The organism is Vibrio sp. FE10 (assembly GCF_030297155.1).
In the GTDB taxonomy this organism is placed as follows: Bacteria; Pseudomonadota; Gammaproteobacteria; order Enterobacterales; family Vibrionaceae; genus Vibrio; species Vibrio apostichopi.
This window is the reverse complement of the sequence record NZ_AP028067.1, coordinates 2,299,194-2,312,903: the sequence shown is the minus strand read 5'-3', so window position 1 is coordinate 2,312,903 and position 13,710 is coordinate 2,299,194. Positions and strand designations below refer to the sequence as shown.

10 protein-coding genes are annotated in these 13,710 nt (G+C 45.2%); 5 read left to right on the top strand and 5 right to left on the bottom strand.

Annotated elements, in window-relative coordinates; translation table 11 throughout:
* Nucleotides 1–88: 88 nt before the first annotated feature.
* Nucleotides 89–760 carry a type 1 glutamine amidotransferase domain-containing protein gene (locus QUF19_RS10275; RefSeq protein ID WP_286292772.1) on the bottom strand — a complete coding sequence of 224 codons (672 nt, stop codon included), beginning with the start codon at nucleotides 758–760 and terminating at the stop codon, nucleotides 89–91.
* Nucleotides 761–990: 230 nt separating this feature from the next.
* On the opposite strand from QUF19_RS10275, the gene QUF19_RS10270 reads away from it, so the two are divergent.
* Both QUF19_RS10270 and QUF19_RS10265 read left to right on the top strand, forming a co-directional pair.
* Entirely contained in the window at nucleotides 991–1,875 is an 885-nt protein-coding gene (locus QUF19_RS10270) for a LysR family transcriptional regulator (RefSeq protein ID WP_102314993.1), read from the top strand.
* A 328-nt stretch (nucleotides 1,876–2,203) separates the two neighbouring features.
* On the top strand, nucleotides 2,204–3,454 hold the full coding sequence (locus QUF19_RS10265) for a sensor domain-containing diguanylate cyclase (protein WP_434784908.1): 1,251 nt from the start codon (nucleotides 2,204–2,206) through the stop codon (nucleotides 3,452–3,454).
* A gap of 148 nt (nucleotides 3,455–3,602) precedes the next feature.
* Here the strand turns inward: QUF19_RS10265 and QUF19_RS10260 are convergent, their stop codons facing one another.
* Complete coding sequence (locus QUF19_RS10260; RefSeq protein WP_017082764.1) at nucleotides 3,603–4,427, bottom strand: DUF2797 domain-containing protein; 825 nt, start codon at nucleotides 4,425–4,427, stop codon at nucleotides 3,603–3,605.
* A 303-nt stretch (nucleotides 4,428–4,730) separates the two neighbouring features.
* Between QUF19_RS10260 and QUF19_RS10255 the strand changes: the two genes are divergently transcribed.
* Together QUF19_RS10255 and QUF19_RS10250 are read left to right on the top strand one after the other, a co-directional pair.
* Complete coding sequence (locus QUF19_RS10255; RefSeq protein WP_286292755.1) at nucleotides 4,731–6,026, top strand: GGDEF domain-containing protein; 1,296 nt, start codon at nucleotides 4,731–4,733, stop codon at nucleotides 6,024–6,026.
* A gap of 122 nt (nucleotides 6,027–6,148) precedes the next feature.
* A complete protein-coding gene (locus tag QUF19_RS10250; protein ID WP_017106708.1) occupies nucleotides 6,149–6,499 on the top strand; it encodes a GlpM family protein in 351 nt (116 codons plus the stop codon).
* 304 nt (nucleotides 6,500–6,803) lie between these two features.
* Here the strand turns inward: QUF19_RS10250 and QUF19_RS10245 are convergent, their stop codons facing one another.
* The 3 genes from QUF19_RS10245 to QUF19_RS10235 form a co-directional block, all read right to left on the bottom strand.
* Complete coding sequence (locus QUF19_RS10245; RefSeq protein ID WP_286292748.1) at nucleotides 6,804–8,174, bottom strand: SLC13 family permease; 1,371 nt, start codon at nucleotides 8,172–8,174, stop codon at nucleotides 6,804–6,806.
* 246 nt (nucleotides 8,175–8,420) lie between these two features.
* Nucleotides 8,421–9,173 carry a SanA/YdcF family protein gene (locus tag QUF19_RS10240; RefSeq protein WP_102434881.1) on the bottom strand — a complete coding sequence of 251 codons (753 nt, stop codon included), beginning with the start codon at nucleotides 9,171–9,173 and terminating at the stop codon, nucleotides 8,421–8,423.
* A gap of 193 nt (nucleotides 9,174–9,366) precedes the next feature.
* Nucleotides 9,367–11,055, bottom strand: a complete 1,689-nt coding sequence (locus QUF19_RS10235; RefSeq protein WP_102434882.1) for an NAD-dependent malic enzyme — start codon at nucleotides 11,053–11,055, stop codon at nucleotides 9,367–9,369.
* A 184-nt stretch (nucleotides 11,056–11,239) separates the two neighbouring features.
* Between QUF19_RS10235 and QUF19_RS10230 the strand changes: the two genes are divergently transcribed.
* Nucleotides 11,240–13,639, top strand: coding sequence for a helicase-related protein (locus QUF19_RS10230; protein ID WP_286292737.1), 2,400 nt, complete (start codon nucleotides 11,240–11,242; stop codon nucleotides 13,637–13,639).
* The last annotated feature ends 71 nt before the right edge of the window (nucleotides 13,640–13,710 follow it).

Here is a 13,710-nt window from a genome sequence, read left to right as displayed (position 1 = left end):
GAATTTATATCTGTTTAGCAAAGTCTATTAAGACTAAAGCCGCTAATCGCTAATCGCTAATCGCTAATCGAAAAAGTCCGTGATTTAACTAAGACAGATGCTTAGCCAGAGCTGCACCTACTGCGTGGGCACTGGTTGGGTTCTGACCGGTAATTACTCGCTCATCAACAATCACAAGCTCTTGCCAAGGTTGAACCTTGTTGAAACGCGCTGCGCTACGAGCAAGAGACTCTTCCAATAGAAATGGAATGTCGTTGATGGTGCCAAAGTCGATCTCTTCTTCACGTGTAAAGCCAGTCACTGATTTAGAGCTTAATAGCTTTTCTCCGTTGCTCAGGACAATCGGAAGCAGGGCTGCTGGGCCGTGACATACTGATGCGATCAAACCGCCATCTTCGTAATGCTTAGCGGCAATCGTGGCGAATTGCTCGTCGGTTGCTAGGTCTGAAAGCAGACCGAAACCACCTGGGTAGAAGATAGCATCGTAGCTTTCTACGTTAACTTGGCTTACAGGAATTGTATTGTTGATACGGTTCTGGAAGTCATCATCCGCCAAGATTTCTGCGTTTACTGAATCACCTTCAATATCGGTTCCATACAGTGGACCTTTACCACCCTTGATAGAAGCGATGTCGTATTCAAAACCAGCGGCAATGATCTCTTTCAATGCATGAGTCAGTTCTGGAGCGTAAGTACCGTTCGCTTGGTCTGTATCGCCTAGTGTTGCGTGGTTAGTCACTGGGATTAATATTTTTTTCATGATTCGTTCCTTCAGGGCTGATGTTTGTCTAAGCATAGTTGAATTGCTGATGTCGTTATATTAATTGTAAATCGTATGAGTGATAATATGGGTAATAAGCAAAACATTATTGCTATATAGCAACAGTTGAATGTGAAGATATGAATGAGTCGGGGTTGAACTAGTGGGGTGCGAACTTGCGGGACGCAAACTGGCTAGACGCGAATCAGCTAAATGTAAGCAGGTGAAGTATGGATAGCTTTGAAGGTATTAATGAATTTGTGGCGGTTGCAGAGTGCCACGGCTTTTCTGCGGCAGCGAAACAATTAGGTTGCAGTACCAGCCATGTCAGCCGCCAAGTATCGAGACTAGAAGAACGGGTAGGCGTGGCGTTGTTGGCGCGTTCAACACGTATGGTGAGTTTGACCGAGTCTGGGCATACCTATTATCAGCAATGCAAAGATCTGGTTATCGGGTTGCAGCAGGCGAATGAACAAGTCACGTCTCAACAAGCTCAGTTGAGCGGTACCTTACGTGTGAGTGCGGCGGGTGCGTTTGCCGAGAATCATGTCGCAGCGGCGCTGATGGAATTTGCCAAAGACCACCCTGATCTCACCATCGAAATGAACTTCAATACCAACATGGTTAACTTCATCGAAGATGGTATCGATTTCGCGATTCGTTATGGTCGGTTAGATGATTCGGGTTTGGTGGCAAGGAAGCTGGTGGATCGCCCAATGGCAGCAGCCGCGAGTCAGAACTATATCGATCAATTTGGTTCTCCAACCCAGCCTGAGCAGTTGAAGTTGCACAGTTGTATTATTGCCAACAGTGATCAGTGGCTGTTTGAGAAAGATGGAAAGCCGTTAAATGCAGTAAGAGTGCATGGACGTTGGAAGAGCAATAATTCGAGCGCGGTACTCAAAGCTTGTGAAGAGGGACTTGGCATTGTTTATCTTCCTAAAAGCAGCTTCAATGGCGGCCTTGCCAATGGAAAATTGGTGCCAGTATTAGAAGAATATTGGGGAGCAGGAACAAGCAGTTGGATCGTATATCAAAACCGTCGCTTCCTTCCACAGAGAGCACGACTTGCGATTGATTTCTTAGTCTCTTATTTTTCCGATTGGAATGAATAACGCGCGCAGGTTTAAAAGAATAGCGAACAAGTTTGAGATGTTGAACGCTAGAGTGCTAACTCAGCTCAAAGCCAAAAGTAGAAAAAGGTAATACTTACATTGATATAGGTTATCTATTTGTGTTTTTTGACGCGAATAATAGGAATGAGATACTTGTCTACTTTTGATAACTGATGTTAGCGATAGAATTGTAGAGAAGCCTATATCAGTACGATATACTAGTTGTAATATTAATTCCCCCTAACGCGTGAAGGATTATGTGGAAGCGTTGGTAGGATATGTAGTTATACTCCAGTTTGTGAAGTATAGCGAGAGTGCGGAGTTGGCCATGTCTTCAATAAATTTCGAATCCACGTACGGTGTAATAACTATTCAAGATATGAATGTGGTTAGTGTTGACGCTAATTATGCGCGCATCTATGGATACCCATCCCCCGAAGAACTGCTGTCTAAAATAGATAGCTTTCTGGATCTTATTCCAGACAAGTTTCATGTCGCGGCCTATAAGAATTATCTAGAAACCGTCGGTGGTCAACGAGATCCTCAGGTTCATACTTTTACCAATGTTGACCGCAATGGCAGAGAGTTCACAGTGTTCTCTATTGATCATGTGACTGAGTGGCAAGGTAGACCTGCACTGCAAGTGACAGTCATCGATCTGTCTCCTGCGATTCAGCTGCAAAATGTGGTGCGTGAGCAAGACCAGATGTACCACGATATGATCATGCAGTCAGGGCAGGGCATCTTGGTTCACCGAGATTTCAAGCCGTTGATGGCCAATCAATCATGGGTAAAACTTCAGGGTGGCGAGTCGATTGAGCAAGTCTTAAAGCTAGAGTCCATCCTCGACTTAGTGCCACAGAAAGATACCCAAGGCATTCGCAGCCATTATCAAGCGATCGTGTCTGGTGAGTTGTCGGGTACCAGCACGGTTGTTGAAAACATTGGTTTAGATGGTGTTCATCGATTCTTCAATATCTACGATAATGCGATCACTTGGAAAGGTCAGCCAGCCGTTCAGGTGGTGCTCGAAGACGTGACTCAAAAGGTGATGTTGGAAAAGCAGTTGGTTCACCAAGCAAATTACGATGAAATGACCGACTTGCTTAACCGCAGGGCGATTTATGAATGGTTAAGGGAGCATCTTGTCTCTGATACTCATCTTGTGTGTATGCTGCTTGATATCGATGATTTTAAATCGATCAATGACACTTACGGGCACATGGTGGGTGACGAGGTTATTTGCGCATTGGCTGATATTACCAAGCGTAATGTTGAGGCTGTGGGCGGTGTTGCAGGTCGATGGGGAGGTGAGGAGTTCATTGTCTTTATCCCTAACGCGTCATCTCAAGTGTCGCGTCAAGTCGCTGACCAGATCCGCCAACAGTTTCATCAAACCGAGTTTAAGATTGATGAGCAGGTGCGTTTTAATGTGAGCGTGAGTATCGGTGTGAGTGATAGCCGAGCTTGCGAAGGAAAAGTGTCTATCGATGCGCTGGTTAACCTAACTGACCAATCTCTTTACAGAGCGAAAGCGGCTGGTAAGAATCGCGTGTGTGGCGATGTGGTTGCGCTTTAATCCCCTGAATTAACGTTTCAAATCGAAACGCATCCCTAACAAAAATGCCCTGAAGTATTGGCTTCAGGGCATTTTAGTTTTTGGCTATTAGCTAAACAGCTAAACAGCTAAACGGTTCTCACTGTGAGAAACGCTTAAGTTCTACAAATTATGCAGACACTTCGACTTCGTAAGAACCAAATTTACGGATGTTAATCACGCCCGTATCTAGGATTAGGTATTGGCCTTTAATGCCTTGAAGTACACCTGTCACCTCTGGGTTCTTATCAAAGTTGTGCGACACAATCTTCACTGGGTGCTGTTCTACTGGGTAGCTGAGTGAAGTGATGTTCTCACTTAGGATCTCGATAGCATCGTCACCAAACTTTGCTCTGATCTCTTGGATTTTATCCTCAACCAATGGCAAAAGTTCTTTGGCTTTTTCTACCAACTCCATATCGTCACCGTCGCCTTTTAGCAACGTGCGCCAGTTGGTTTTGTCGGCAATGTGTTTTGCTAACTCAACTTCAATCAGGCCAGAAATCTGACGTGTTTTCACTTTCAAGATTGGCAGGCCTTGAGTCGCACCTTGGTCAATCCAGCGAGTTGGGATTTGAGTATGTCGAGTGATACCCACTTTCAGGCTTGATGTGTTCGACAGGTAAACGAAGTGATCAACCATGCAGTTCGCTTCGCCCCATTCAGGCTCACGACACGTGCCTTCATCGTAATGGCAAGTCTCTGGCTTCATGATGCACATGTCGCAACTTGCTAGCTTTCTCATGCACACAAAGCAGTGGCCTTGAGAGTAGCTTTTCTTGGTTTTCTTACCACACGAGCAGCAAAAAATATTACCGGTGTGAGTGAGGTTGATGGTTTTACCAATCAGAGGGTTTAGCTCTACAAACTCTTCACCGACAGGTAAACGGTAGGTAACCGCACCATCAAGCGAAGCACTCATTTTCTTGAGTGTTCCTTTTGCTAATAAAGACATGACATTACTCGTTGTATTTTGATTATTATTTCGTCGACTCGGACGCTCTGTAAGCAGGCGCTACGGTTAACGATGATTATGCGATGAGTATAACAAATAGAGCCTGTTTTTATACGCAATATTACTTGATTCTCGGCGTGAATAATTGGAACTAAATATGTGCATAAAAATATAGTATGACATTTTGTTCGGGCGTGATATAACGTTTTTTAGTGAATTATTGGCATTAAGATCACTAATTTACCTAACTTATTTTTTATCGTGAAACCCCAACCATAGGGATATTAAGCCGGAAGCTTTGACGTGAAGTGGATCCATAAGATTGTTATTTTTCTCGTTATCACAACGCTTGCCATTGTGCAGTATTACCGTGTGAGCGGGAATCGTGTGATAACGGCAATTACGCCTGATAAGTATGAATTTATCGCGACCAGCGATCAGGTAGATAGAGGCGTTAGTACATCCCAATTATCCTACGAAAATGGGCAGTATATTCTCGACTGTGAGCTTAAAGAGTCTGAGTATCCTTGGCCGTATTGCGGCCTATCGATTCGTATCAACCCAGACATCACGGTTGGCCTCGACCTTTCTCAGTATCACACCTTTAGAGTCAATATTGATTACCATGCGGAAGCGGATTCTAGCGGCCGTTTAAGAACTTATTTACGCAATTATAATCCGGCTTACTCCGTCCCTGACGACGAGTACACGCATAAGTATAACGGGATGGAATTTTCGCCTGGCGTGGATGGCGGAGTGATTGAGATTCCAATTGGGAATTTACAAGTGATGACTTGGTGGCTTGCTGATAACGATGTCGCGCTAGAGCACTCTGCGCCTGAGTATTCGAACGTCAACATGGTGGAATTCGCGACTGCATCGGGTGCCAAGCTTGGCCACCATCGAATTGTCATACGCAGTATTGAGTTCGAAGGCTCGTATATCACGGGTGAAAGCCTATTTATGATCTTGCTGTTTGTCTGGGTCGGTACGGGCACCGTGTTCTTGCTTTCAGAGCTGCACAATTCGAGAAAACGCATGGTGATTGCAGAGAAAAGACATCATCATTTGAAGAACGTCAACCGAGCATTGCGAGAACAAAACTTTGAGTTTTCGGAGATGGCTCACCGAGATGAGTTAACAGGAATACTTAACCGACACGCGATTCGTGATTGGTTGAAGATGCAGTCTCAGTATGTGAAACAGGGTCATGGAAAGCTGAGCATGCTGTATCTGGATATTGACTACTTCAAGAGTGTGAACGACAAATACGGACACCAAATGGGCGACCATATTTTACGTGAATTCAGTATGGTTGTGGGTAGCTCTATCAGTGCGACCGACAAACTGGTGCGCTGGGGCGGTGAAGAGTTCATCGTTTTTTGCCCAGAAACGGAGGCCGGAGAAGCACAGATTAAAGCTGAGCGAATTCGATTATTGGTTAGCCAACATCTTTGGATTCATGGCGATTCACTCACGTGCAGTATTGGGATTGCCGAGATGAAGCAGGAGAGGGTGACAGAGACGATCGCCCGCGCTGATGAAGCCTTGTATCAAGCCAAGCATTCAGGGCGAAATCAGGTGATCTTGAGTCACTAATCTGAAAATTGTTTTGATTACTTTATAAGCCACACGTGCATATGTGACGTGTGGCGTTTTTATGGGCGCTATATGGGTTTACCCTCTAGAACCTTTGTTGGTTTGTTGGATAACGTATTGAAATGATTTCCCTGTTCTTTAAATGTTTGCTTGGTGCGGCTGCGGTTTTACTGATTGCACTGTTGTCGAAGAGTAAGAGCTTTTACATCGCTGGCCTTGTGCCGTTGTTCCCCACTTTTGCTTTGATTGCTCACTACATTGTTGGCACTGAACAAACCATGGTGGAGTTACGTACCACTGCGCTATTCGGCTTGTTTTCGCTTGTGCCATACGCGGCTTATCTTGGCGCGGTTTATGTGTTCAGTTATCGCTATAACTTGGTATCAACACTCTCATTAGCCACTGTCGTTTGGGTTATGTGTGCTTCTATGCTGTTGTTAGGTTGGACGCGCTTAGTACCCAGTGCGATTTAATCATGGGTGAGCGGGTGGATTTGTGTAGATTAAGTTGGCTGTGTCGTTCGGTTAAGTAATCTAAGCAACTCGGAAGGCTATAGGTTAGAAACAAAAAAGGTGGCGAGGAGCCACCAAAAGGGAAAAGCGTTTTATTGTTTTTTGAATGCCCGCTCAGTGCTTTCTGTTCGTTGAGCAGATATTGCTCAACGAACAGATATTGTTAGTTAAGCAGATCTTATTAGCTGGGTGGGCATTTTTATTCTGGCTGAGCCGGGGGAACTGCAGCCAGTTTAGTTATAGCCTAACTATAAGGCGTTCGTGCTTACCAGAAAATCCAAGCGAACAGTGTCAGTATTAAGATACAAACTAGGTTCAACACCATACCGATTCGCATCATCTCTTTCTGCTTGATGTGGCCAGAAGCAAAGACAATCGCATTCGGCGGTGTCGCAACGGGCAGCATGAAGGCACAAGAAGCAGCAACAGCAATCAGAGCTGACAAGATAACTGGCGACATACCTAGCGCTTCAGCAATGGTTGCGAACACAGGAACAAGCAGTGCAGCACTGGCAGTGTTACTTGCGAATTCTGTTAGGAATACGACGAACGCTACTACCGCTAGAATTGTTAGAAGTACGCCTGCTGTTTCTAAAAAGCCACTTAGAGAGTGCGCCAGGAATACGCTGGTGCCTGTCGCTTTAAGAATGTTACTCAGACAGATACCGCCACCGAATAGGATTAATACACCCCAGTCTGTCGTCTTCTCAACATCTTTCCATTCTACTGCTCTAGAAGCGCCAAGCAGTACAATTGCGCCAATCGCAACCAAGCTATCAAACTTAGAGAATCCGCCGATCATTGCGTTGATTGGCTTACCGAATATCCAAAGCGTTACCGTTAGAAGGAAGATAGACAGTGTGATTTTCTTGCTGTTTGTCCACTCAACAGGGGCGTGGTCTAGTTCGAATTTGTGGTCAAGCTTTGGCTTTGTCATCACGTAAAGAATAATCATCGCGACTGGCAGTAAGATCATCGTGATTGGTAGGCCAAGTGCCATCCATTCAGTGAAGCTCAGGCCAACTTCTGCGGCTGCGATTGCGTTCGGAGGGCTACCTACCACAGTTGCGATACCACCGATCGATGCACAGTAAGCGATACCTAATAGTACGAAAACGTAGGTGTTGCGGTCTTCACTTTGGTCGACTTTGTTCATGATACCTAGAACAAGAGGCAGCATCATCGCAGTGGTCGCTGTGTTTGAAATCCACATCGATAATCCAGCACTCACACCAAATAGCATGAATACTGCCACCGACATTTTGCCTTTCGCGAGCATCAACACTTTGTCGGCAATTGCTTTATCGAGCTCTTGTTTGTTGAGCGCGGCGGCAAGGGCAAAACCACCCATAAATAGGAAGATGATTGGATTAGAAAAGTTAGCCAAAGCAGCTGGCGTGTTAAATACACCGAACAACACAGCGAGTAACGGAACCAGCAGCGCAGTGATGCTGACGTGGATCGCTTCGGTTAACCATAAGATAGCCACAAATACGAGAATACTTAGGCCAGTGTTCACTTGTGTTTCGAAAGGGAGGGTATTGATCAAAAGTGCAAATAACGTGAAATTGCAGATGAGTATCATGCTGTTGCGGGTAAACAACCAATGTTTCAGTGTAGTAACAAGTGCCGTCATAAGACGCTCCTTTTGTTTATCCTCGTTTTATTGGTGCACCGACTTCATTTGAGTGGTACTTATTATTTTCGAGGTATCTTGATTTCAAGTTATACCGCTCTCAAAGTAAAAAGCTTCGAGGTGTATGGCTTGATGTAGGGTCAGACTTTGTTGGGAGAATGTTACTTAAGTTAATAAAGGCGTGTTGGTGTGTTTTTGTGTAACAGTGGGGAAGTGTGAGGCAACAAATTTAAAATGTGTAGATTTCTACACATCGGTATCTGCTGGGTCTGCAATTGGGCTAGGAATCGGGGGTAATTCTTGTTTTGGGTTCGGCTGAATCGGTTCTTTTGGCCCTAAAAATTTGGGTGTCGTGCCCATAATGTATAGGTCAAGAAACGCTTTGGTTCGGGCAAAAACTTCTCTTAAACGTATTGAGATACCTGAGTGGTGAGTTGGGCCGGAAACCGCCAAACATTGCGCATGAATATCATAAGAGTTTGCGATAAAGAGCGCTCTTTCACAGTGGAATTTTTGAGTGATGATCAGGAAGTTATCAGTATCAAATATCTTCTTCGCGCGAACAATAGAATCCAAAGTGCGAAAGCCAGCATAATCCAGATTGATACGTTCGTCGGGGACACCTGCTCTCAATAGGTCGCGTTTCATCGTCCAAGGTTCATTGTAAGAACGATGAGCGTTATCGCCACTCAGCAGGAATTGGTTGACCTTCTCACGATCAAACAGCTCAATAGCGGCCTCAATTCGATATTTGTAATAGTCGTTGAGTGTTCTGCCTAAATATTTGCTGGTGCCAAGCACAACGGCCACTTCGCGTTCAGGTACTTCATCGATCTCGTAGATGATGCGATCTTCTGCCTGCCATGAAACCCAATAATCGATCGCTATAACCGCAGCGCTGCCCACCAGAAATACGAGGAAAGAGCCATACAGAAAACCTTGCAGTTTCTTGCAAGCCTTAAGTAAGTTGTTGCGGATAATTTGAGAATCGAATTTCACTCTCGGTAAGGTCCTTTGACTGAGCATTATTTTTTGAGTGCTCGATAATACCAAATAAAAATGAGAAAAATCAGTTAAAAAGACAAGACAGTGTAAAGAAAAAAGCCCCTGCAATTGCAGAGGCTCATATAAGAGTCGTTAACGCTCTTTATTCAAAGCGCAGTACGCATTATTCCAAGCGCAGTACGCTTTATTAGAATGCAGTACGCTTGTAGCGACGGTAAACCGGCTGCCAGAAGTGCTGGTCAATCGCTTGTTGTAATGCTTCTTCAGTGATTTCTAGTGCAACACCTTGTTCAATCGCTTTCTTACCAACGGCAAGAGCAATCTTCTTCGATACGGTGTGGATCTCTTCCAATGGTGGAAGTAGTGCGCCCGAACCATTGATAGCCAGTGGAGAACACGTTGCAAGCGCACGGCTTGATTCCATCAGCATTTCATCAGTGATGCGTGAAGCATTCACAGCCAATACACCAAGGCCAATACCTGGGAAGATGTAGCTGTTGTTACACTGAGCGATTGGATAGGTAGTACCGTTATGAGTTACTGGTTCAAACGGGCTACCTGTCGCAACCAATGCTTGGCCATCAGTCCAACGAATAATGTCGTTTGGTGTCGCTTCAACACGGCTTGTTGGGTTTGATAGCGGGAACACGATAGGGCGTTCACAGTGAAGGTTCATCTCTTTGATGACTTCTTTGCTGAACAGACCAGGAGCGCCAGATACACCAACCAATACAGTTGGTTTAGCATGACGAACAACGTCGAGTAGAGAGAAGCCAGTGCCGTCACTTTCCCAATCTTTGGTGTTCGCATTGGTTTGTACTAGGCGCTGTTGGAAATCAAGTAGGTTTTGCATGCCTTCTTGTAGAAGACCCCAACGGTCAACCATGTAAACTTGTGAACGCGCTTTCTCGTCGCTGATACCTTCAGAAACCATTTGAGCAATGATAGCTTCAGCAATACCACAACCTGCAGAACCCGCACCTAAGAAGGTGATACGTTGGTCTGAAAGTTTGCTGTTTGCTGCTTTACATGCTGCAAGTAGAGAACCAACAGTCACTGCTGCTGTACCTTGGATATCATCGTTGAAACAACAGATGCGATCTTTGTAACGCTCAAGCAGTGGCATTGCGTTCTTTTGTGCGAAATCTTCGAACTGAACTAGAGCATCTGGCCAACGGCGTTGAACTGCTTGGATGAACTCTTCAACGAATGCATCGTAATCAGCACCTGTGATACGAGGATGACGCCAGCCCATGTACATTGGGTCTGCAAGACGTTGAGGGTTGTTCGTACCAACATCGAGTACGATTGGTAGCATGTAAGCTGGGCTGATACCGCCACAAGCTGTGTAAAGTGCTAGCTTACCAATTGGAATACCCATACCACCGATACCTTGGTCTCCCAAACCAAGAATGCGCTCACCATCCGTAACCACGATAACTTTAACGTTGTGGTTTGTCGCATTATTCAGTAGATCATCGATACGATCGCGGTTCGGGTATGAAATAAACAGACCACGGCCACGACGGTAAATATTTGAGAAGTTCTCACATGCTGCGCCAACCGTTGGCGTGTAAATGATAGGCATCATTTCAGAGATGTGGTTTTGAACTAAACGATAAAAAAGCGTTTCATTTGTGTCTTGGATGTTACGAAGGTAGATATGCTTATCCATATCGCTTTCGAAGTTACAGTATTGCTTGTACGCACGTCCAACTTGCTCTTGGATTGTTTCCGTTGTCTCAGGTAACAAGCCTTCAAGGTTAAAAGAGCTACGTTCTTCAGCAGAGAATGCGCTGCCTTTGTTTAGAAGAGGAGTACTAAGTAGAGCGGGACCTGCATACTGGATATATAGAGGGCGTTTATCGTTGTTCATTGGATGCCTAATATGGGAGAAAGAGTAACTGAAAAATGATAACGGTTTAGTTATTCAATTGTAAATAGTTTCCCTCCGATCTTAGCAAACAAAATGATATTCTTACTTATGTCCCACACTTCTCGAATTCTAACGCCATAATTCGTTATACTTCGCTCACACTTTTTCGTTAGTTACCCTCTGTATGTCATCACTCCCCATCGATTCTTATCAAAACACTTTCCATGAACAGCTCTCTCATTCTCATCTTGTCGTCGAAGCTGAAACGGGATCGGGTAAATCAACACGTTTACCGGTTTGGGCATCGGAGCATGGTCGAGTCTTGGTGGTGGAACCGAGAAGAATCGCTTGTACGTCATTAGCTAAATATCTCGCGAAGCAATCGGGTGAAAAGCTGGGTAGCAAGATCGGCTATGCGATTAAGCTTGAATCGGAATACAACGAGCAAACCAACGTTGTGTTTGTGACTCCCGGTATCGCGCTGCGCTGGTTATCAGAAGATGGACTGGCAAATTTCGATGTCATTGTTGTCGATGAATTTCATGAAAGACGTTGGGACATTGATCTGCTGGTGGCGATCCTTAAACAGAAAGCGAGTCATCGTTTGGTGATCACCTCTGCAACCATAGAAGGGGAACGTCTTGCTCAGTATTTAAATGCGAGTCGGATAAGCTGCGAAGGTCGTACTTATCAAGTGGCGATTGAACACCGAGCAAATGAATCGAGAGCATTACCCGACATTCGACATTTGGAGCAACGCATCGCTGAAGAAGTGAATCATCAGCTCATTGCATCACACGGCGATATGTTGGTTTTCCTACCGGGTAAAAAAGAGATCGTGCAATGTGAGCAAGCCTTGGCAAGGAATCCAGATATCCAAGTGGTGAAATTACATGCCTCGGTGAGTGATAAAGAACGAGATCTAGCGTTGTCTGGTCGTAATATCGATACCAGCGCCCACACCAATACCGACCACAGCGACTGTTTGCGAAAGGTCATCCTTGCGACCAACGTGGCAGAAACCTCATTAACTATTCCCGACATTGGTGTGGTGATAGATTCAGGATTAGAAAGACGCACCGTTCAACGCAACGGCAGAACCACACTGATGCTTAAATCCATATCACGAGCGAGTGCCAAGCAACGAGCTGGCCGTGCGGGTAGGGTGATGGATGGTGTCTGCGTTCGTCTATATGGCGAACACGCTGCATTAGAGTTAGTCACGCCTCCTGAACTGCAGCGCGAAGAATTAACAGAACCTATGTTAGCCGCGGCATGTTGTGGAGCACCACTTGAAAGCCTGTCTTTCCTCGATCCTATCCCTGAGAAATCGCTAAACAGCGCGACTCAAACCTTGTTGATGATGGAAGCGATTAATGCCGACCATCAAATCACTGAGCACGGCAAAAAGCTTTATCCGCTGCCGATTGATGCTTTGTATGCCGATATTGTCACGCGAATCAAAACCAAAGCACTTAAAGAAGCCATGGTGGATCTCACCGCGGCGTTGTCCGTTCCTGCTCGTTTGTATCAGCTGCCGAACAATGCAGAACATCTTGAAGCTCTCGCTCAACAAGAGAAAGAAGGCTGTGATTTATCTTTGCTCATTCAGATTGTTCGCGGTCGTGATTATCCGCATCTAGAAATAGACCACCAAGCACTGAATGAAGCGCAAGGGTTGGCTAAGCAAATGCGTGAGGTGTTCGAACTTCCTCAGTTAGAAGTCGCGTCTCGCTATCAACGTACTGCTTTACTTGAAACCATCATTCAGCTACATCCAGAATTGGTGTTCGTGCGTAGACTGAAACGAAAAGAAGCGTTTGCTAATGGAACGTTAGAGGTGGTGCTCGGTCGTCAGAATCGTTTCCCTGATAATGCGCAAGCGATGTTGGTACTGGACACGCACAGCTTGCCGGGAAGAGGCGTTAAGCAAACACTGACCCTAGCGACAGTCACTGCGCCTATTCCTTTAGCTCTCGTCGTTGAAGCGGAGTTGGGTGAATGGCAACAAGGTGAAACCGTGGTCAATGATGATGGCGTCTTTACTGAGATGGATTTGGTGTATGCAGGCCGCACGATTGCGACTAAGCAAGTCGCGGCTGAAGGTCAGTTATCATTGAAGCCTATTGTTGATCTTGTCTTGAGTGGTGTTCAGCTCCCCGGTTTTGCAGAGGCTCGCACTCGAGAGATCAAACATTGGCAACTGTATGTGAAGCTTGGGCTCGATGAAGAGACAAAATATACCCCTGAGATCGAGCAACTGAGCTTTGATCTATGGTTTATAGAGCAACTCGAAGTGTTAGGTGTGACGGATGTCAGCGAGCTAGAAATGTTTGAACATTCTGATATCCCGTTTGATGGAATTCCCACATGGGCTTACTCAGAGTTCTCGGACAAATATCCGTTTTCATTGAGCCTTGCCGATTTACAACTGGATGTTGAATACTTCCCCGCAAGAAAGCTGATTTACGTTCATTATCAATCGGGTAGTCGGAAGTTATCCCCAAAACGTTGGGAACTGCCAACATGGTCTGGGTGGCGTATTCAGTACAAAAAAGCGAGCAGGATAATTGATATCAAATAGATGGATAAGTTTTATCTCTAAAATATTAATCAAATAGGCGCATATATGATTTTTCAGTGCTTATTTTGTTA